This is a genomic window from Kineococcus sp. AC630, from assembly GCF_979255925.1.
Map to the genome: position 1 here is coordinate 27,161 of NZ_CEEDMJ010000022.1, position 20,070 is coordinate 47,230.

The 20,070-nt window shown below is 73.6% G+C and carries 17 protein-coding genes; 10 read left to right on the top strand and 7 right to left on the bottom strand.

Annotation, left to right across the window (positions count from 1 at the left end):
• Nucleotides 1-28 precede the first annotated feature (28 nt).
• From AC0I8G_RS20685 to AC0I8G_RS20700, 4 genes are read left to right on the top strand one after another with little or no spacing between them, the layout of a single operon-like run.
• A complete protein-coding gene (locus AC0I8G_RS20685) occupies nt 29-1,567 on the top strand; it encodes an ABC transporter transmembrane domain-containing protein (protein ID WP_471731614.1) in 1,539 nt (512 codons plus the stop codon).
• Nucleotides 1,564-3,351 (top strand): ABC transporter ATP-binding protein, encoded by a 1,788-nt coding sequence (locus AC0I8G_RS20690; RefSeq protein ID WP_471731615.1) that lies wholly within the window; start codon nt 1,564-1,566, stop codon nt 3,349-3,351. Before AC0I8G_RS20685 ends, AC0I8G_RS20690 begins: the two co-directional genes overlap by 4 nt.
• Nucleotides 3,352-3,403: 52 nt before the next feature.
• The gene (locus AC0I8G_RS20695; protein ID WP_471731616.1) at nt 3,404-4,354 is read left to right on the top strand and encodes a serine hydrolase domain-containing protein; all 951 of its coding nucleotides are present in this window, start codon (nt 3,404-3,406) and stop codon (nt 4,352-4,354) included.
• On the top strand, nt 4,335-5,705 hold the full coding sequence (locus AC0I8G_RS20700; protein WP_471731617.1) for an AAA family ATPase: 1,371 nt from the start codon (nt 4,335-4,337) through the stop codon (nt 5,703-5,705). The genes AC0I8G_RS20695 and AC0I8G_RS20700 overlap by 20 nt, the downstream gene beginning before the upstream one ends.
• A 3-nt stretch (nt 5,706-5,708) precedes the next feature.
• Here AC0I8G_RS20700 and AC0I8G_RS20705 read toward each other — a convergent pair whose 3' ends face one another.
• Complete coding sequence (locus tag AC0I8G_RS20705; protein WP_471731618.1) at nt 5,709-6,446, bottom strand: SDR family oxidoreductase; 738 nt, start codon at nt 6,444-6,446, stop codon at nt 5,709-5,711.
• Nucleotides 6,447-6,486: 40 nt separating this feature from the next.
• Here AC0I8G_RS20705 and AC0I8G_RS20710 point away from each other — a divergent pair, with 40 nt between their 5' ends.
• Nucleotides 6,487-7,437, top strand: coding sequence for an AraC family transcriptional regulator (locus AC0I8G_RS20710; protein ID WP_471731619.1), 951 nt, complete (start codon nt 6,487-6,489; stop codon nt 7,435-7,437).
• Here the strand turns inward: AC0I8G_RS20710 and AC0I8G_RS20715 are convergent.
• Nucleotides 7,427-8,425 carry a stage II sporulation protein M gene (locus tag AC0I8G_RS20715; protein ID WP_471731620.1) on the bottom strand — a complete coding sequence of 333 codons (999 nt, stop codon included), beginning with the start codon at nt 8,423-8,425 and terminating at the stop codon, nt 7,427-7,429. The two genes, AC0I8G_RS20710 and AC0I8G_RS20715, sit on opposite strands and share 11 nt — an antisense overlap.
• A 22-nt stretch (nt 8,426-8,447) precedes the next feature.
• Between AC0I8G_RS20715 and AC0I8G_RS20720 the strand changes: the two genes are divergently transcribed.
• Together AC0I8G_RS20720 and gap are read left to right on the top strand one after the other, a co-directional pair.
• Nucleotides 8,448-9,401: a GlxA family transcriptional regulator gene (locus AC0I8G_RS20720; RefSeq protein WP_471731621.1), complete on the top strand. Its 954-nt coding sequence runs from the start codon at nt 8,448-8,450 to the stop codon at nt 9,399-9,401.
• 74 nt (nt 9,402-9,475) lie between these two features.
• Nucleotides 9,476-10,471 carry a type I glyceraldehyde-3-phosphate dehydrogenase gene (gene gap / locus AC0I8G_RS20725; protein ID WP_471731622.1) on the top strand — a complete coding sequence of 332 codons (996 nt, stop codon included), beginning with the start codon at nt 9,476-9,478 and terminating at the stop codon, nt 10,469-10,471.
• On the opposite strand, the gene AC0I8G_RS20730 is transcribed toward gap, so the two are convergent.
• A complete protein-coding gene (locus tag AC0I8G_RS20730) occupies nt 10,472-12,373 on the bottom strand; it encodes a S9 family peptidase (RefSeq protein WP_471731623.1) in 1,902 nt (633 codons plus the stop codon).
• Between the two features lie 46 nt (nt 12,374-12,419).
• Between AC0I8G_RS20730 and AC0I8G_RS20735 the strand changes: the two genes are divergently transcribed.
• Entirely contained in the window at nt 12,420-13,238 is an 819-nt protein-coding gene (locus tag AC0I8G_RS20735) for an RDD family protein (RefSeq protein ID WP_471731624.1), read from the top strand.
• Between the two features lie 91 nt (nt 13,239-13,329).
• Here AC0I8G_RS20735 and glgX read toward each other — a convergent pair whose 3' ends face one another.
• Genes glgX through AC0I8G_RS20750 form a run of 3 tightly spaced genes read right to left on the bottom strand, consistent with a single transcriptional unit; the run spans nt 13,330 to nt 16,265 of the window.
• Nucleotides 13,330-15,351 (bottom strand): glycogen debranching protein GlgX, encoded by a 2,022-nt coding sequence (gene glgX, locus AC0I8G_RS20740; RefSeq protein WP_471731625.1) that lies wholly within the window; start codon nt 15,349-15,351, stop codon nt 13,330-13,332.
• A 41-nt stretch (nt 15,352-15,392) separates the two neighbouring features.
• A complete protein-coding gene (locus AC0I8G_RS20745) occupies nt 15,393-15,635 on the bottom strand; it encodes a hypothetical protein (protein ID WP_471731626.1) in 243 nt (80 codons plus the stop codon).
• Nucleotides 15,636-15,647: 12 nt separating this feature from the next.
• Nucleotides 15,648-16,265 (bottom strand): SGNH/GDSL hydrolase family protein, encoded by a 618-nt coding sequence (locus AC0I8G_RS20750; protein ID WP_471731627.1) that lies wholly within the window; start codon nt 16,263-16,265, stop codon nt 15,648-15,650.
• A 78-nt stretch (nt 16,266-16,343) separates the two neighbouring features.
• Here AC0I8G_RS20750 and ppk2 point away from each other — a divergent pair, with 78 nt between their 5' ends.
• Complete coding sequence (gene ppk2 / locus AC0I8G_RS20755; protein WP_380259437.1) at nt 16,344-17,234, top strand: polyphosphate kinase 2; 891 nt, start codon at nt 16,344-16,346, stop codon at nt 17,232-17,234.
• A 52-nt stretch (nt 17,235-17,286) separates the two neighbouring features.
• Here ppk2 and ahcY read toward each other — a convergent pair whose 3' ends face one another.
• Nucleotides 17,287-18,750: an adenosylhomocysteinase gene (ahcY, locus tag AC0I8G_RS20760; RefSeq protein WP_471731628.1), complete on the bottom strand. Its 1,464-nt coding sequence runs from the start codon at nt 18,748-18,750 to the stop codon at nt 17,287-17,289.
• A 95-nt stretch (nt 18,751-18,845) separates the two neighbouring features.
• On the opposite strand from ahcY, the gene AC0I8G_RS20765 reads away from it, so the two are divergent.
• Entirely contained in the window at nt 18,846-20,036 is a 1,191-nt protein-coding gene (locus tag AC0I8G_RS20765) for a hypothetical protein (RefSeq protein ID WP_471731629.1), read from the top strand.
• The last annotated feature ends 34 nt before the right edge of the window (nt 20,037-20,070 follow it).

The following is a 20,070-nucleotide window of genomic DNA, read 5'->3' on the forward strand; positions in this document are numbered from 1 at the left end:
GGGTGCGGGTGGATTAGCGTCACCCCTCGTGTCCTCCCGCCCCGTCGTCGACGTCCTCCGACGGCACCCCCGCGCAGCCGCGATCGGCTGCGGGTCCTCGATGCTGCACCAGACCTGCGAGGCCCTCGTCCCGGTCGCCATCGGCGCCGTCGTCGACGGCGCCGTGCGCACCGGGGACACCCGCTCGATCGTCGTGTCGATCGCGGCGGTGCTGGCGCTGTTCGCGGTCCTCACCAGTGCGGGGACCTTCGCGTTCTGGACGATCGACCGGGCGGAGTTCGCCGAGGCGCACTTCCTGCGCACCGCCGTGGCCCGCGCCGTCCTGCGCGAGCCCGCCGTCCTGCGGGAACGCCAGGTCGGGGAGGCCCTCTCGATCGCGACGTCGGACACCCGGCACGCGGCGGAGTCCCTCGCCCTGGTCAGCTGGGGCACCGCGGGCTGCTTCGGGATGCTCGTCTCGGCCGTGGTGCTGCTGCGCATCGACCTCGCCCTGGGCCTGGGGCTCCTGGTCTGCGTCCCCGTCCTGGTCCTCGGCCTGCAGGCCCTCGCCCCGCGGCTGGAGAAGCAGATGCACACCCGCCAGCGCAGCGCCGGTCTGGCCGCCGCCGTCGCCGCGGACCTGCTGAACGGGCTGCGGCCGCTGCGCGGTTTCGGCGGGGTCCCCGAGGCCGTCCGCCGCTACCACCTCGCCAGCCGCACCTCGCGGGACGCGGCGGTCCAGGCCGCGACGGGGACCTCGGTCGTCGTCGGCGTCAGCACCCTGGCCACCGGCGCGGTCCTGGTCGCGACCGCCGCCGTCGCCGGGACGTTCGTCCAGCAGGGTCGCCTCGACGTGGGTGAGTTCGTCACCGTCGTGGGCATGGCCAGCTTCCTGGCCGACCCCGTCCGCAACGTCAGCTCGTGCGTCCAGCAGCTCGCGGTGTCCCGGGCGAGCGCGCGTCGGGTCGCCTCGATCCTCGAGGTGCCCGCGAGCGCCCCCGCACCCCCGACCGCGGCGACGACGGTACGGGGCGTGCGGACCGTGCCCGGAGAGGTCCTCGGGGTGGTGACCACGGACACCGCGACCGCCGACGCCGTGACGGCCGCGCTCGCCGCGGGGGCGGGCACACTGGTGGAGCCCGCCCAGACGCACCTGCTGGGCGACACCCTCGCCGACGCCCTCGACTCCGGGCCCGCCCCGGCCGGCCGCGGTGTCGCCCTGGCGCTCGCGCTGGACGCCGCGGCCGCCCCCGACGACCTCGACACCCCGCTCACCGACGGTGGGGGCAACTACTCCGGGGGTCAGCGCCAGCGCATCGGTCTGGCCCGGGCGCTGGCCGCCGACCGCGAGGTCCTCGTCCTGCGCGACCCCACGACGGCCCTCGACGCCGTCACCGAGGACCGCGTCGCCGCCGGGATCCGCCGGTTGCGGGCCGGCACCGGGACGACGGTCTTCGTCACGACGTCCCCGCTGCTGCTGGCCCGCTGCGACCGGGTGGTGCTGCTGACCGGCGACGGCCGGCACCGCACCGGCAGCCACGCCGAGCTGCTCACCGACCCCGACTACGCGAGCGCGGTGGCGCGGTGAGCACCCCGCACGCCCTGCCCGTCGCCACCGGTCGGCGCAGCGCCGCCGTGCTGGCCCGCGCGGCCACACGCAACCCCCGTGAGCTCGCGGCGGCCCTGGTCACCACGACGCTGGCCAGTGCCGGGACGGTCGCGCTGCCGCTGCTGCTGGGTCGCGCCGTCGACGTCGTGCGGACGGGCACGTCGCTCACGCCCGTCCTGGTGTGGCTGTCCGTGACCGCGGTCGCCACCGCGGTCGTGACCGCCCTGGCCCGTCGCGACGCCGAGCGCCTCGGCGCGAGCATCGCCGCCGACCTGCGCGAGCAGGTCGTGGAGCGCTCGCTGCGGATGTCGCCGCGCGTCCTGGAACGCGCCGGTTCCGGCGACGTCGCCTCCCGGGTCACCGAGGACGTCGAGCTGTTCACCTCCTCCGTCCAGCTCGGCGCGACGGTGCTGGCCTCGGCGTTGACGGTCCTGCTCTCCGCCGTCGGCTTCGTCTCCCTCGACTGGCGCCTCGCCCTCGCGTTCTGCGTGGTCTTCCCGGTCTACGCGCTGAGCCTGCGCGGCTACCTCCCGAAGGCCGGACCGCTCTACGCGAGGGAACGGGCCGTGGCCGCGCAGCGCTCCACGGTCGTCCTGCAGTCCTTCCACGGCGCCTCGACGGTGCACGCCTACGAGATGGCGCAGCTGCAGGGCGCCCGGGTGGAGGTCGCCTCCGAACGCACGATCGGCGCGTCGCTGGCCGCGCTCGCCACCTTCGCCCGGTTGTCGGTCTCGATGAACGGCGCGGAGGCGGTCGGGCTCTGCAGCCTGCTGCTCACGGGGTTCCTCCTCGTCCGCGGCGGGGACGTCAGCGTCGGTGACGTGACGGCCGCGGCCCTGCTCTTCCACCGGCTCTTCGGGCCGTTGGGGTCGTTGCTGCTGAGCTTCGACGACGTGCAGCGCGCGGCCGCTGCGCTGGGGCGCCTGGTGGGGGTCACCGACCTGCCCGTCGAACCCGACGCCGATCCCGCGGCCCTGGCCCGGGCTCCCCGCGAAGCGGTCTCGCTGCGCATCCGCGGTGTCCGGCACAGCTACTCCGACTCCGGTGCCGACGAGGACCTCGTCCTGCGCGGCATCGACCTCGACGTCCCCGCGGGGACCTCGCTGGCCGTCGTCGGCGAGAGCGGGGCCGGCAAGACGACGCTCGCCGCGGTCGTCGGCGGGGTGTTCCCCGCGAGCGGCGGGACCATCACCCTGGTGGGCCGGTCCGGCGCCGCCGACCTCGACGAACTGGACGCCGTCGCGGTCCGGGAGCGGATCGGGGTCATCGCCCAGGAGTCCCACGTCTTCACCGGCACGCTGCGCGAGGACCTCACGCTGGCCCGCCCCGACGCCACGGACGCCGACCTGCACCGGGCGCTGGCCGTGGTCGGCGCGCAGGACTGGGTCGAGGCGCTGCCCGACGGGCTGGGCACGCGGGTCGGGCCGGGGGAGCTCCCCCTGTCCCCCGCCCGGCAGCAGCAGCTGGCCCTGGCCCGGATCGTGCTGCGCGACCCGCCCGTCGTGGTGCTGGACGAGGCCACCGCCGAGGCGGGCAGCGCGGGTGCGCGGGACCTGGAGCAGTCCGCGGTGGCGGTCGTGGCGGGGCGGACGGCGCTGGTCGTCGCGCACCGGCTGTCCCAGGCGGCGGTGTGCGACGCCATCGCCGTCGTGGAACGCGGGCAGGTGACCGAGCTGGGCAGCCACGCCGAACTGCTCGAACTCGGCGGTCGCTACGCGCGGTTGTGGGACACCTGGTCCCGCCCCACCACCCTCGACCCCTGATCCCGCGGGGATTTCCCGCGGGATCACGGGTCGGGGGTGGGAGGATCGCGACGTGGAGCTCAGCGCCGCCCTCGCCGCCGGTCTCCGCGACCGGTTGTTCTCCGGCGCGAGCGCGGTGTCCTCGGCCCCCGGCGCTCCCGTGGAGCGGGCGGTGGCGGGAACCCTGGCGCACGACGACCCGACCCCGGTCACCGCGGCCACCCGCTTCGACCTGGCCTCGCTGACCAAGGTCTTCACCGCCACCGTCGTGCACTCCCTGGCCGAGGTCGGTGCCCTGGACCTCGACCGCCCCACCGAGCGGGGTTTCACGATCGGGCAACTGCTCGCCCACACCTCGGGTCTGCCCGCGGTCTCCGACGTGTGGCGCCGCACCGACCTGCGACCGGCGCAGCGGTTGCAGCGGGCCCTGGACGCGCCGCTGGAGTCGGCGCCGGGGGCGGAGTTCCGCTACTCCTGCGTCGGCTACGTCACCGCCGGGCACCTGGCCGAGGAGGCCACCGGGCAGGGGCTGGACTCCCTGCTCGAGGAGTTCGTCACGCACCCCCTGGGACTGAGCGGGCCGCTCTTCGGGCCGGTGGCGGAGCCCGTCCCGGCCACCGAGACGGGTACCCCGCGGGGTGTCGTGCACGACGAGTTCGCGGCCTCGTTGCAGCGCCCGGCCGGCAACGCCGGGCTGTTCGGCACCGCCGAGGAGGTGCACGCCCTGGGCCGGGGGCTGCTCGACCGGACCCTGCTCTCGGAGGGGTCGTGGCGGCGGATGAGCTCCGGGGAGGGTCTGCGGGTGGGTGACCCGAGCTGGATGCCGACCCCGGACCACCTGGGCCACACGGGGTTCACCGGGACGTCGCTGCTCCTGGACCCGGTGCGGGGAACGTGTCGGGTGCTGCTCACGAACCGCGTCCACCCGGACCGTTCGCGGGTGGACCTGACCGGTTTCCGGAAGTCGGTGGCGCAGTGTCCGAGCCCCCCGACACGATCAGGGCATGGACGCAGAGACCCGTGACCTGGCCCGGTCGATCCGGAAGTTCCTGGACGACGTCGTGCACTCCCAGCAGGTCGACGCGGACGAGTCCCGACCCTCCGTCGGGGACGTGGTGGGCGCCTTCCTGGGCGTCCCCGCCCAGCAGGTCCCGGTGGTGCGCGAGGAGGTCCCCGAGCACCAGTACGTCGACCTCGACATCGCCCTGACGCTGCTGGCGGAACGCGGCGGCGGGGAGGAGGTCGTCGGCATCGGCGGTGGCGACCAGCGCAACCACCAGGGGTTCTCCGACTTCCTGTCCGGGGTCTTCGGCCGGTTCGGCACCGGTGCCGTGGACCGGGTGAACCTGCCCACCGGCCCGGACAGCACCCGGCGCGTCGTCGCGTTCGGGGTGCGGATGCTGCACTTCGACGGGCGGCCCGTCGCGGTGCTGCAGCGCTCGGCGCAACGGCACAGCGGGCACCCGGCGGGGTTCGAGGTCGCCTGCCCCGAGGAGGGCCTCGTCCCGGAGTTCATCACCGAGGTCCGCCGGCTGATGATCGAGCACAGCGTCCTGCGCGGTCAGGTGCTGTCGTTCTCCGGGTCGCCCTACGAGCACAACAACTCCGGGATCACCTTCGTCCACCGTCCCACCGTGGGGGCCGGCGACGTCGTGCTCCCCGACGGTGCGCTGGAACGCATCGCGCGTCACGTCGTCGGGGTGGGCGCCCACGCCGAGCAGCTGGCCCGGGCCGGCCAGCACCTCAAGCGCGGGATCCTGCTCTACGGCCCGCCCGGAACCGGCAAGACGCTCACCGTGCGCCACCTCGTGGCCCGCGCGCAGGGGACGACGGTCGTCCTGCTCGCCGGTCAGACCCTGGGTTTCGTGACGCTGGCCGCGCACCTGGCCCGCGCGATGCAGCCCGCGATCGTCGTGCTCGAGGACTGCGACCTCGTCGCCGAGGACCGCGGCCACTCCCCCGGCGAGCGGCCGCTGCTCTTCGAGCTGCTGGACGCGATGGACGGCCTCGACGGCGACGCCGACGTCGCGTTCCTGCTCACGACGAACCGGGCGGACCTGCTGGAACGGGCGCTGGCGCAACGCCCGGGCCGGGTCGACCTGGCCGTGGAGGTCCCGCTGCCGGACGAGACCGCCCGCCTGGAGCTGTTCCGCCTCTACGCCCGCGGGCTCGGGGTGTCGGAGGAGGTCCTGCGCGACGCCGCCGCCCGGACCGCCGGGGTCACGGCGAGCTTCGCGAAGGAACTGCTGCGCCGCGCGGTCCTGTTCGGGGCCGAGGCCGGTCACGACGTCCGCGACGAGGACGTGCGGGCGGCGCTGGACGAACTGCTCTCCGACGCGGAGTCGCTCACCCGCAGCCTGCTGGGCAGCGGCTGAGGGTCACCAGGGCACCACGCCGTTGACGTCGAGGAAGCTCCCGGTCGGCCCGTCTGCCGGGAGGGTCGCGGCGTGCACGACGACCTTCGCCCCCTCGGCGGGGTGCTGCGCCCCGACGGTTCCCGGCCCGTCGTTCATGTCGGTGGCGTTGAACCCCGGGCACACCGAGTTGACCTTGACGGCGGTGTCCCGGAGTTCGACGGCCAGCCAGCCGGTGAGCGCGTTGAGCGCGGCCTTGGACGCGGGGTAGGCGAAGGAGGGAACCTGGCCGAACGGGTTCGCCGGGTGGACGACGGTCCCGGTCGAACCCAGCGTGCTGCTGACGTTCACGATGCGCCCGGCCGGCGAGCGCCGCACCAGCGGCAGGAACGCCTGCGTCACCCGCAGAGCGCCGTGGACGTTGACGTCGAAGGTGCGCTGCAGCACGTCCAGCGGAACGGTGCTGGGACGCCCGTCGACCTCGGCGAAGGCGACGCCGGCGTTGTTCACCAGCACGTCGAGCCCGGTCTCCTGCTCGATGCGCCGCGCCGCCGCCGCGACGCTGTCGTCGTCGGTCACGTCGAGGCTCACGAAGCGGACGTCGCCCGCGTCCGAGAGCTCCTTCTCGGCGGCCTCACCGCGGGCCTGGTCCCGCGCGCCGATCCAGACGGCGAAACCCTGTCGGGCGAGCTGGCGAGCCGTCTCGAACCCGATGCCCTTGTTGGCGCCCGTGACGAGCGCGGTCTGCTGCGGAGTGGTCATGACGTCGATCCTGGACGACACCGGAGCTACGATCCATGACGTGGCGTCCATTGTTCCTTACACATCGTCCAGGCCGCCCGTCGACGGCCAGGATCCGATCACCGCGGCGATCGGGCTCCTGCGACCGCGCGACGTCGGGCACGCGGGCCTGCACGCCACGGGTTCGTGGGCCGTGCAGTTCGAACCGACCCCTCACGTGGAACTCGGTGTCGTCGCGCGGGGCGACTGCTGGCTCGCCCTGGAGGGGCACGAACCCGTCCAGCTGCACGAGGGCGACTTCTACCTGCTGGGGAACCCCCCGCGCTACCGGCTGGCCGGGGACCTCGACGCCCCGCCCCAGGACGCGACCTCCTCGTGGGAGGGCTCGCTGCGGATCGGACCCGAGGCGGAGGAGAGCACCTACGTCTGCGGCGGGTACTTCGGCTTCGACGACGACAACGCCGGCGTCCTGCTCGACGTCCTCCCGCCGGTGGTGCTGGTCCGGGCCGGGGATCCGCGGGGCGGCGCGCTCGCCCACCTGAGCGCCCTCCTGGTGGCCGAGATGGACACCCGGGGCGTCGGCGGTTCGCTGGTGCTCGACCACCTCGCCCAGATCGTCTTCGTGCACATGCTGCGAGCCCACGCCGAGGCGACGACCCGTCCCGCCGGGTGGCTCGGGGCGTTGCGCGACGACGGCATCGGCGCCGCCCTGCGCGCGATGCACGGCGATGTCGCCCACCGGTGGACCCTCGCGGAGCTCGCCGACATCAGCCTGATGTCGCGGTCGGCGTTCGCCTCCGCGTTCAAGCGCCAGGTCGGGAACGCGCCGCTGGACTACCTCATCCAGTGGCGGATGAGCCTCGCCCGGGACGCCCTGCGCCGCGGCACCCGCTCGATCTCGGAACTCGCGTCCGCCACCGGGTACGAGTCCGAGAGCGCGTTCAGCACCGCGTTCCGCCGGGTGGTGGGATCCTCGCCGCGACAGTTCCGCAACGAGGCGCTCAGGCGCTGACGGGCGCGGTGTCGCCGGCGAAGCGTTCCTCGAGGTCGCCGGTCTCCCCCGCCCGGGCCGCGGGCCGGCCCAGGACGAGGACGTAGGTGAGGAACGCGACCTCGGCCAGCGCCCCGACGCCGATCCGCGCCCACGTCGGCAGGCCCGAGGGGGTGACGAAACCCTCGATGAGTCCCGACACGAACAGGACGAACACCAGGCCGAGGGCGATGCCCATCATCGCCCGGCCCTCGGTGGCCAACGACTGCGAGCGGGTGCGGGCACCGGGAGAGACCCACGCCCAGAACAGCTTCATCCCCGCGCCGGCGGCCACGAACACCGCGGTCAGCTCGAGCAGACCGTGCGGCAGGATCAACCCGAAGAACAGCTCACCGCGGCCGTTCTCGATGAGCAGGCCGCCCTGCAGCCCCACGTTCACGGCGTTCTGGGTCAACGCGACCACGACGAAGACCCCGGTGATGCCCAGCGCGACGCAGGTCGCGGCGACGACGGCGTTGTTCGTCCAGACCCTCCCGGCGAAGGACGCGTGCCCGTACTCGGAGTAGTAGCCCGAGAAGTCGGAGTTCACCAGCTGGCGGACGTTCTCGTCGGAGCCGAACAGGCTCGCCTGGGCGGCGGGGTTCCCGGCCATCCAGACCCCCGAGACGACGGCGAGCAGGATCGTGAACGCGGCCGCACCGGACGTCCACCAGCGCACCCGCCACAACGCCGCGGGCAGTCCCCGCGTCGTGAAGTGCACGACCTGGCGCCAGGCCGTGTAGCGCGATCCCGTGAGGCGCGCCCGCGCCCGGACCAGCACGGTGGAGAGCTCGTCGAGGAGCACCGGCTCCGACTGCGCGGAGCGCAACGAGGAGAGGTGGGTCGCCGTCCGCTGGTAGAGCACGACGAGTTCGTCGGCCTCCTGGCCGTTGAGGTGGCGCTGCCCGACGAGGCGGCGCAACCGCGTCCACTCGTGCTCGTGCACCGCTCGGAAGGCGTCGACGTCCACCCCCCCAAGCTACCGTCGACCCGTGGCGGGGACGGGCGGAGCGCACCGGGTGGCCGTCCTGGTGCTGGACGGCGCGAAACCCCTGGACGTCGGGATCCCCGCCCAGGTCTTCTCGCGGCGGCCGAGCATGCCCTACGAGGTCCGCGTCTGCGGCGCGCGGCCGGGCGCCGTCCGCGGTGGCGACGGGCTGGCCTACCAGGTCGCGGAGGGTCTGGAGGCGCTGCAGGAGGCCGACACCGTGTTCGTCCCCGGCTACCGCGACCCCGCGACGACCCGTCCCGCCCCCGAGGTGGTCGAGGCGTTGCGGGCCGCGCACGCCCGCGGTGCCCGCCTCGCCGCGATCTCCACCGGCGCCTTCGCCCTGGCCGCCACCGGGTTGCTGGACGGCCTGCGCGCGACGACGCACTGGCACTACGCACGGGCCCTCGCGCAGCGCCACCCCGCGGTCCGGGTCGACGAGAACGTCCTCTTCGTCGACGAGGGCAGCGTCCTCACCTCCGCCGGCGCGGCGTCCGGGCTCGACCTGTGCCTGCACCTGGTCCGGCGCGACCACGGCGTCGGGTTGTCGAACCACACCGCCCGTCGCCTCGTCACCGCGCCCTACCGCAGCGGCGGCCAGGCCCAGTACGTCCCGCGCAGCGTCCCGGAACCGGTCGACGACCTCTACGCCGGCACCCGGGAGTGGGTGCTGCGCCACCTCGAGCAACCGCTGACGCTGGAGGCGCTGGCCCGTCACGCGCGGGTGTCGGCCCGGACGTTCTCGCGCCGGTTCCTGGAGGGCACCGGGTACACCCCGATGCAGTGGGTGCTGCGGGCGCGGATCGACGCGGCCCGGGAACTGCTGGAACGCAGCGACCTCGGCGTCGAGCAGATCGCCGACCGCGTCGGGCTGGGCAGCGGCGCGAACCTGCGGCTGCACTTCCGGCGGGTCCTCGGGACCTCCCCGACGGCCTACCGGCACACGTTCGCCCCCTGACCCTGGCGGGATCCTTGCGGCCGGTGTCGCTGCGGCCACTGGTCGCGCGCCGGCGGAACACCGAACCTCGAGGCATGACCCGCATCGCCATCAACGGTTTCGGCCGCATCGGCCGCAACACCCTGCGCGCCCTCCTCACCCGCGGGAGCGACCTGGAACTCGTCGCCGTCAACGACCTGAGCGCCCCCGGGACGCTGGCGCACCTGCTGCGCTACGACTCCTCCCTCGGCCGGTTCGACCGCACCGTCGAGGTCGAGGGTTCCGACCTCGTCGTCGACGGGCGGCGCGTGCGCGTGCTCGCCGAACGCGAGCCGGCGGACCTGCCCTGGGCGGAACTCGAGGTCGACCTCGTCCTGGAGTCGACGGGACGTTTCACCGCGGCCGGCGCCGCGCAGGCCCACCTGCGGGCCGGGGCCCGCAAGGTCCTGGTCAGCGCCCCCGCCGACGGCGCGGACGTGACGCTGGCCTACGGCGTGAACACCGACGCCTACGACGCGCAGGCCCACACGATCGTCTCCAACGCCTCGTGCACGACGAACGCGCTGGCCCCGCTGGCCTCGGTCCTCGACGACCTCGCCGGGATCGAGCACGGGTTCATGACGACCGTCCACGCCTACACCCAGGAGCAGAACCTGCAGGACGGCCCACACCGCGACCTGCGCCGCGCCCGCGCGGCCGGGGTGAACATCGTCCCGACGACGACAGGGGCGGCGAAGGCCATCGGCCTGGTCCTGCCGAACCTGGCGGGGAAGCTGTCCGGCGACTCGATCCGGGTCCCCGTGCCGGTCGGCTCGATCGTCGAGCTCAACACCACGGTGGCCCGCGACGTCACCCGCGAGCAGGTCCTCGCCGCCTACCGCGCCGCCGCCGACGGGCCCCTGAACGGGATCCTCGAGTTCTCCGAGGAACCCCTCGTGTCCAGCGACATCACCGGCCGCCCCGCGTCCGCGGTGTTCGACTCCGCCCTGACCCGGGTCGACGGCCGCCACGTCAAGGTCGTCGCCTGGTACGACAACGAGTGGGGCTTCTCGAACCGGGTCGTCGACACCCTGGAACTCCTGGCGCGCTGATCAGCGCAGCGGCAGCCGCGGGACGCCGGGCGGGACGAAACCCCAGACCTGCCCGTAGAACGACAGTTCGGCCTCGAGCGAGGCGACGACGTTCTCGGCCCGGCGGAACCCGTGCTGCTCACCGGGGAACACCAGCAGCGCGTGCGGCAACCCCTTGCGGGCCAACGCGTCGGCGAACGCCTCGGCCTGGGCCCGCGGGACCACCGGGTCGTCGGCTCCCTGCAGCAGCAGGACCGGGCAGGACAGGTCGTCGACGTGGGACAGCGGCGCCCGCTCGACGTACACCGCCTCGGCCTGCGGCAGTGGACCGACCAGGGAGTCGAGGTAGCGGGACTCGAAGTCGTGGGTCTCGGCGGCCAGCGCCCGCAGGTCCGCCACTCCGTAGTAGGAGGTCCCGGCGGAGAACGCGTCGGTCCCGGTCAACGCCGCGAGGACGGTGAACCCGCCGGCGCTGCCGCCCCGGATGCCCACCTGCCCGGCCGGGGCGAGACCGTCGGCGACGAGCCGGCGGGCCACGGCGGCGCAGTCCTCGACGTCGACGATCCCCCAGTTGCCGTCGAGGGCCTCGCGGTAGGCGCGGCCGTACCCGGTGGACCCCCCGTACTGGACGTCGACGACCCCGATGCCGCGGGAGGTGAAGAACGCGATCTCCGGCGAGTACGCGGCCTGCGACTGCGCGGTGGGTCCGCCGTGCACGAACAGGACGTGCGGGCCGGGCCCGCCGTCCACGTGGTCGGGATGCGTCGGCGGGTAGTGGTGGGCGTGGACGGTCCGCCCGGAACTGGACACCTCGAGCGGGCGCGGAACGGGGAGGTAGGCGGGGTCGGGTGCCGCGGCGGCCGACCGCACGACGTTCACGGCCGAGGTCGCCGGGTCCAGCAGGACGACCGCGGCGGGGGTGGTCGGCGAGGCTGCGATCGCGGCGATCCGGCCGTCCGCGGCGGCGAGCACCGGGGTCCAGGCCGTGAACGGCAGGTCGAGGCGGTGCAGTTCCCCGGAACCCCGGTGGACCACGTCGAGGCGGTAGCCGACGTCGGCCGCGTGGATCAGCGCGATCCGCTCGGCGTCCAGCGCCGCCCAGGACGTCGTCGCGAACACCCACGGCGGGAAACCCTGTTCGGCGGCCTCGGGCAGCACCGGGCGCAGACCGCCGTCGAGGACCTCGTGCAGGTTCCACCAGCCGTCGCGGTCGCTGACCACGAGGACGGTGCCGTCGGGGGCGAACCCCGGGTGGACCAGGGACTGCCGCCGGTCCTGCCCGGCCAGCACCCGCACGTCGCGCAACCCCCCGTCGACGACGGAGGCCTCCCACAGCAGGGTCGCCTGCCACGGCATGTCGGGGTGTTCCCAGCTGATCCAGACCAGCCGGGTCCCGTCCGGGGAGAGCCGCGGCGCGGCCAGGAACCGCGGCCCGCTGAAGAGTTCCCGCGGACCGGAACCGTCGAGCGGGACGTGCACGAGGGCACGCCGGGGGACCTCACCGGAGACGTCCTCGGCGACGAGCACCACCCCGTCCCCCACCTGCACGGGATCGGCGTAGCGGACCCCGTCGGCCGGGGTCAGCGGACGCGGCGCGCTGTGCGGGGCGCTGACGTGGAACCACCGCTGGTCGCCCGCCGAGGCCGCGACGACCCCGACCTCGCCCTGCGCGGACCGGACCAGCCCCCAGGAGCCCCCGCCGTACTCGTGGACCCGGGTCCGCGCGTCCAGGGACGGGGTCGCCTCGACGACCCCGCCGTCGGGGTCGCGGCGCATCACGGCCACCCGGCCCCCCTCGGCGGGACGGCCCTCGGACCACCACGTGCGCCCCTCCCCGTCGAGGGCGACGGCGGTCAGCCGCAGCGCCGCCGCGGCGACGGCGTCGGCGGTGAGGGGCGAGGTCCAGGAGCCGTGCGAGTCCACTCCAGCATCGTGCACCCGGGTCGGGCCGCCCGGATACGGTGGGGTGGTGAGTGCTGCTGGCCCGGTCGGGGAACCCGTCGGCGAGATCGTCACCGGTGAGGCCGTCGTCCTGGGCCTGCGCGCGGCGTCGTTCGCGTCCCGGATGCTCTCCGCACTGCTGGACGCCGTGATCGTCGGCCTCGTCTTCGGTGCGCTGCTGTGGGGGACGTCGGCGCTGCTCTCCGACACCGACGAGGCCGCCTCCGCGGCGATCACGCTGGCCGAGACGGTGCTCTGCTTCGTCGGCATCCCCGTCGCGGTCGAGACCGCGACCCGCGGGCGCACGGTGGGCAAGCTCGTCATGGGCGTCCGCGTCGTGCGCGACGACGGCGGCCCGGTGCGCTTCCGGCACTCCCTCGTGCGCGCCGTCCTGGGGCTCTTTGAACTCTGGAGCCTGGCGGGCAGCCCGGCGATCATCTGCTCGCTGATCACCCAGCGGGGCAAGCGGGTCGGCGACCTGCTGGCCGGGACCTACGTCGTGCGCGAACGCAGTTCCGCCCGTCACGTCCCGCTGCCGCCGATGCCGCCGGAACTCGCGGGCTGGGCCCGCACCGCCGACATCGGCCGGCTCCCGCTCGACACCACGACGGCGGCCCGGCAGTTCCTCGCCCGCACGGCCACCCTGAACCCGACCTCGCGGACCGCGCTGGGCCTCCAGCTCGCCGGGGCGCTGATCCCGTTCGTGAACCCCGCCCCGCCCGCGCAGACCGACCCGGAACGCTTCCTCGCGGCCGTCCTCGTCGAACGTCGCGACCGCGAGTTCGAGCGGATGCAACGCCGTGAGGCACGGACCCGGGAACTCGAACGGACGATCGGGCGGGTTTAGAGCAACCGCAGGGCGTCGTCCCTTGCGGGTGGTCGGCGGTGCACTCCCACCCGGCGATCACCGCGCCGGGTGAGAGGTCACGCCAGGGGTGTCAGGCCGAACGCAGGACCGTCGTCGACCACTCCCCCACGAGCAGGGTCTCGACCTCGCGGCCGACGTCCTGCCGCGGGTCGGAGGACACGGCGAGCTTCCAAGGGCCGGCGGGCGGCTTCGGGACGGTGAACTCGACGGGATTGGTGGCCCCGTTGACGAGCAGCAGGACCGTGGGCGACCCCTCGGCCTTGAACTGCACGGCGTAGGCGCGGGCGTTGCCGTCGTCCCACTCCGCCTGCGTCATGGGTTCACCGTCGGCGCGCAGCGAGAGCACCGCGTCGGGCGAACCGTCGAGACCGTCGCCGCGGTACCAGGCCCCGCGCAGCGCGGAGGTCTCCCGGCGCAGCGTCAGCAGGTCGCGGGTGAACGTCAGCAGCTCGCGGTCGGCGTTCTCCCAGTCGAACCAGGAGATCTCGTCGTCCTGGCAGTAGGCGTTGTTGTTGCCGTTCTGGGTGCGGGCCATCTCGTCCCCGCCCAGGATCATCGGCACCCCGGCCGAGAGCAGCAGGGTGGTCAGCAGGTTGCGGCGCTGGCGGTCGCGCAACGCGTTGACGGTCTCGTCGTCGGTCGGGCCCTCGGCGCCGCAGTTCCAGGAGCGGTTGTCGCTCTCGCCGTCCTTGCTGTCCTCGCCGTTGGCCTCGTTGCGCTTCTCGTCGTAGGCGGTGAGGTCGGCGAGGGTGAACCCGTCGTGGGCGGTGAGGAAGTTGACGCTGCACAACGGGGACCGGCGGTCGGCCTCGTAGACGTCGGGGCTGCCGGTGAGGCGCTTCGTGAAGTCGCCGAGGGTGCCCTGCCCGCGCCAGAAGTCGCGGATGTCGTCGCGGTACTTCCCGTTCCACTCCGACCAGCGCGCCGGGAACCCGCCGACCTGGTACCCGGCGGTGTCCCAGGGTTCGGCGATGAGCTTGACCGCGGCCAGCACCGGGTCCTGGTGGACGATGTCGAGGAACGCCGAGTGGACGTGCGCGTCGCCCCACTGCCGGGTGAGCGTCGTCGCGAGGTCGAACCGGAACCCGTCGACGTGCATCTCGGTCACCCAGTAGCGCAGCGAGTCGAGGATCAGCTGCAGCGCCGCGGGGTGGGAGACGTTGAGGCTGTTGCCGGTGCCGGTGGTGTCGAAGTAGTTCTCTGGCTCCTCCTCGACCACGCGGTAGTAGGAACCGTTGTCGATGCCCTTGAGGGAGAGCGTCGGGCCCATGTGGTTGCCCTCGGCGGTGTGGTTGTAGACGACGTCGAGGATGACCTCGAGACCCGCGGCGTGCAGGGCCTTCACCATCTCCTGGAACTCGCGCACCTGGCCCCCGCCGTCGCCGGCCGCGCTGTACTCGTTGTGCGGGGCGAAGAACCCGATGGAGTTGTAGCCCCAGTAGTTGCGGAGGCCCTTCTCGGCCAGGTGGGAGTCCTGGACGAACTGGTGCACGGGGAGCAGTTCGACGGCGGTGACGCCGAGGTCGGTGAGGTGCTGGATCGCGGCCGGGTGCGCGAGGCCGGCGTAGGTGCCGCGGATCTCCTCGGGCACGTCGGGGTGCTGCTTCGTGAAACCCTTGACGTGGACCTCGTAGACGACGGTGTCGGCCAGCGGGGTGCGCGGTCGGGTGTCGTCGGACCAGTCGAAGGACGGGTCGACGACGACGGAACGCGGCACCGACGGGGCGGAGTCGGCGTCGTTGCGCTGCTCGGGGTCGGCGAAGGTGTGCCCGAAGGTCTCCTCGCCGGCGCCCCACTGACCCTCGACGGCCCGGGTGTAGGGGTCCAGCAGGAGTTTCGCGGCGTTGTGCCGCAGGCCCTCCGCAGGTTCCCACTCGCCGTGCACCCGGAACCCGTAGCGGGTGCCGGCGCCGCCGGGGACGACCCCGTGGAAGACGTGACCGGTGCGCTGCGCCAGCCGGTGACGGGTCTCGGCGCCGTCGTCGCCGAAGACGGCGACGTCGACCGCCTCGGCGGTCTCGGAGTACACGGCGACGTTCAACCCGTCCTGGCGGATCGTCACGCCGAGGGGGTAGGGGGTGCTGTTGTCCACCCCGAGATCGTCGGGCAGAAACCGGGGTCCCGCGAGTCGATCTAGTCCTGCTCCTCCCGGCGGGTGCGCAACCGGCCGCGGGCCCACAGCAGTCGCCACCGGGCCCGGACCCCGTTCCACCAGCGCAACTTCCCCGAGTCCAGCCCCGCCTCGGTCCGCTCCCACCGGCGGACCTCCCGGGCGTGGTACTTCATCGCCACCAGGACGCAGCCGCGCAGGAACGCCGCGAGCACCGCGACCCCGCCGGCGATGGTGGCCCACGACGCGGCGTCCTCCAGGTTCACCCCACCAGGATCTCAGGGGGTCTGCCGGAGGGCACGCGCGGCCGTGCGCAACACCGGAGCGACGGCGGCGGCGATCTCGCGGTAACCGGCCGAGGAGGGGTGGAAGCGGTCCGCGGAGAACATCGACGGGTCGGCGGCGAAGAGCTCGGACGCGGCGGACGTGTCCACGACGTGCACCCCGGCGGCCTCGGCCGCCCGCCGTTGTGCCGTGCGCAGGGCCAGACCGGCGTCCCGGGCGTACCCGCGCAGGTCGGGAGGGACGAGGGTGACGACACCGAGGTCGGGCGCCGGGACGAGGACGACCTCGACCCCGTCCCGGCGCAGGGCGCCGAGGGCGACGGCGAGGTGCGCGACGGCCTCCGGGACCGGCACGAAGTGCGTCAGGTCGTTGGCGCCCACCACGACGACGGCGAGCCGGGGCCAGCCGCCCGCCGTGGCGACCTGTCCGGCCAGCGCGACGCTGCGGGCTCCCGAGGACGCGTAGACCCGGTGCTCGACCTCCACCCCGGTGCGCGCGAGGTCGGCGCTGAGCAACGGCCCCAGCGTGTCCGGTCGCGACGTCGCCCCCACTCCGGCGGCGAGGGAGTCGCCGAAGAGCGCCAACCGGACCGGTTCGACGACGTGGCTCACCCCACCAGTCCACCAGCGCTCGCGCGCTCGCGCGCACCGGGATGTTTCACGGGGGCGCTCGCGGGGCACGTCCGCGAGGTGAAGGACCACGAGGTGGAAGAGGCGGTCGGGAGCGCCGACGGCGGCGACGAGACCTGGCGGGAGGGCTACCCCTACGAGGAGAAGATGTCCCGCAAGGAGTACGAGAAGCTCAAGCAGGGCCTGCAGATCGAGCTGCTGAAGCTGCAGAGCTGGGTCAAGGCGCGCGAGGAGAAGGTCGTCCTGCTCTTCGAGGGGCGCGACGCGGCCGGCAAGGGAGGCACGATCAAGCGGTTCACCGAGAACCTCAACCCGCGCGGCGCGCGGGTCGTCGCCCTCGAGAAGCCGACGGACCGCGAGCGCACCCAGTGGTACTTCCAGCGCTACGTCCAGCACCTGCCGGTGGGCGGGGAGATCGTCCTGTTCGACCGGTCCTGGTACAACCGGGCCGGGGTGGAGCGGGTGATGGGTTTCGCCTCCCCCACCGAGTACCTGGAGTTCATGCGCCAGGTGCCCGAGCTGGAGCGGATGTGGGTCCGCAGCGGGATCCGGCTGGTGAAGATGTGGTTCTCCGTCTCCCGGGCCGAACAGCGGACCCGGTTCGCGTCGCGCGCCGAGGACCCGGTGCGGCGCTGGAAGCTCTCCGACATGGACCTGCAGTCGCTCGACCGCTGGGACGACTACACCGAGGCGAAGGAGGCGATGTTCTTCTACACCGACACCGCCGACGCGCCCTGGACGACGATCCGCAGCAACGACAAGAAGCGGGCCCGGATCGAGGCGATGCGCCACGTCCTGGCGATGCTCCCCTACGACGACAAGGACCTCGACGTCGTGGGGACCCCCGACCCGCTCATCGTCGGTCTCGGCCCCGCCGGACGGGTGCTGGAACAGGGCGAGGACCCGGGACACGTGTTCCCCACCCTGACCGAGCGCGTCCCCGGGAACTGAGGACGCCCGGCACCCCGCGAGGGGTGCCGGGCGTCACACCGGTGGTGAGGACTCAGTACCGGTAGTGGTCGGACTTGTACGGACCCTCGACGTCGACGCCGAGGTACTCGGCCTGCGACTTCGTGAGTTCCGTCAGGTGCACGCCGAGCGCGTCGAGGTGCAGGCGCGCGACCTTCTCGTCGAGGTGCTTCGGCAGGCGGTGGACGCCGACCGGGTACTCCGCGGGTTTGGTGAAGACCTCGATCTGGCCGAGGACCTGGTTGGTGAACGAGTTCGACATGACGAAGCTGGGGTGCCCCGTCGCGTTGCCGAGGTTCAGCAGGCGCCCCTCGGACAGCATGATGATGCTGTGCGCGGCAACGCCTTCGCTCGCCGGGATGCGCCACTCGTGCACCTGCGGCTTGATCTCGATCTTCTCGACCCCGGGGATCTTCGCGAGACCGGCGATGTCGATCTCGTTGTCGAAGTGGCCGATGTTGCCGACGAGGGCCTGGTGCTTCATCTTGGCGATGTCGGCCGCCATGATGACGTCCTTGTTGCCCGTCGCGGTGATGAAGATGTCAGCGACCTCGACGACGTCCTCGAGGCGGACGACCTGGTACCCGTCCATCGCGGCCTGCAGGGCGTTGATGGGGTCGACCTCGGTGACGACGACGCGGGCACCCTGGCCGCGCAGGGATTCCGCGGAACCCTTGCCGACGTCGCCGTAGCCGAACACGACAGCCGTCTTGCCGCCGATGAGGATGTCGGTCCCGCGGTTGATGCCGTCGATCAGCGAGTGGCGGGTGCCGTACTTGTTGTCGAACTTCGACTTCGTCACCGAGTCGTTGACGTTGATCGCCGGGAAGGGCAGCACGCCGTTGCGGAAGTACTCCGCGAGGCGGTGCACCCCGGTGGTCGTCTCCTCGGTGACGCCCTGGATCTGGGCCGCGATGCGGGTCCAGCGCTCGGGGTCCTCGGCGATGCTCTTGCGGAGCAGTTCGAGGACGACCGCGTACTCCTCGGAGTCCTCCTCGGTCGTCGCGGGGACGGCTCCGGCGGCCTCGAAGCGCTTGCCCTCGAGGACGAGCATGGTGGCGTCGCCACCGTCGTCGAGGATCATGTTCGGGCCGATGCGGTGGCCCTCGGCGTCGGTGCCCCAGTCGAAGATCCGGTCGGCGAGCGCCCAGTACTCCTCGAGGGTCTCCCCCTTCCAGGCGAAGACGGGGACGCCGGCGGGCTCCTCGACGGTGCCCGTTCCCACGACGACCGCCGAGGCGGCCTGGTCCTGGGTGGAGAAGATGTTGCAGCTGGCCCAGCGGACCTCGGCGCCGAGGGCGACGAGGGTCTCGATGAGGACGGCGGTCTGCACCGTCATGTGCAGGGACCCTGCGATGCGGGCGCCGGCCAGCGGCTGCGCCTCGCCGAACTCGGCGCGCAGCGCCATGAGCCCGGGCATCTCGTGCTCGGCCAGACGCAGCTCGTGGCGTCCGGCTTCGGCCAGGGAAAGGTCCCGGACCTGGTACTCGAAAGACATGCGAGTCCTCTCGTGGTTCGTGACGTTCCCCCGGCGCGGCCCCTCTGGGCCCTTGCGGCATCACCGGACGCCGGAGCATCGACCAGACTACGCGGGTGCCGACCGTGACGCCTGACCTGCCGGCCCCCGGGGAACTGTGGGCGAGGTGGGCCGCGCTGAGTGCGGCGTTGCGGTGCCTGGGCTTCGACGACGTCTGGTGGACGGGTCCCGACGGGGCGGCGGGGCACGACGACGGCGGTGGGAGCTGGATGCGGTTGACCCTCGTCGAGGGCGGGCGCGCCGTGTTGCACGGGTGGGACCGGGACGCGAGCTTCGACCACGACGACGTCGGCCGCTGCGCGCCGCCGCTCGACCTGCTGGCAGGGTCCCCCGACTGGCTCCCCTTCGCCGAGCTCCGGCAGCCCGTCGCGGAGGAGCAGCTCGGCTGGGCGTTCTGGTTCGAGCCCGGGACCGGGTGGTCGCGGGCGGCCTACCCGGACGGCGTCGGTGACGGGTCGGCGACCCTGCTGCGCTCGGTGCGCGAGCCCGACGACGGGCTGGCCGAGGTGCAGGACGAGTGGGCCGAGGCCGACGTGCAGGCCGCTCCCCGGGCCCGGGTGCTGGCGGCCGCCGCCGCGGGCTTCGTGGACGCCGCCTCGCTGGCCGCGCTGCTGACGGGCTCCGAGCGCGCCGTCCCGGAGCTGGGCGCCGGCCCGACCACCCCGACCTGGGCCGCCCCGGGCGACGGCCGGGACCGGCCCTCCGCGCCGGTGATGACGCGGGAGGAGCAGTGGCTGGTCGCCGAGGCCGCCGCCCGGGCCGGGTACGAGGCGCCGCGTCGGACACCGGCCCCCTCGTCGTTGCTGGCCGAGGTCGCGGCCCCGGTCGTCGCGGCGGTGCCGCCCGGTGGACGCGGCTCCATCACCGCCTGGCTGGGCGAGCACTCGGCGAAGATGACCCAGCACGGGGACCTGGACGCCGACCGGCTCGACGTGCTGCGACCACTGCGGGAACTGCGCCGGGCGGAGGGCACCGAGCACGGCCGCTGGTCGTTCTTCGCGGTCGTGGTCCGCGACGGGGAGGTCTCGTTCTGGCGGGCCTACGACACGGTGCCGACGTGGTGGAAGCGGGAGCGGTACTCCTCCCCCGACCTGCCCGAGGCCGTGGAACTCGCCGCCCGGCCGCCGGGGTTCCGACCGGCCTGGGCGGAACTCCTGGAGGACCCGGTGCGGGCCTCGGGGGTTCCGCCGCGGTTCGCCGGACTGGCCCGGCGAGTTCTCGGCCGGGACGTCGTGGCCGGGTCCTGAACATCGCGTGAAGGCCCTGGACGGGCGGTGATCT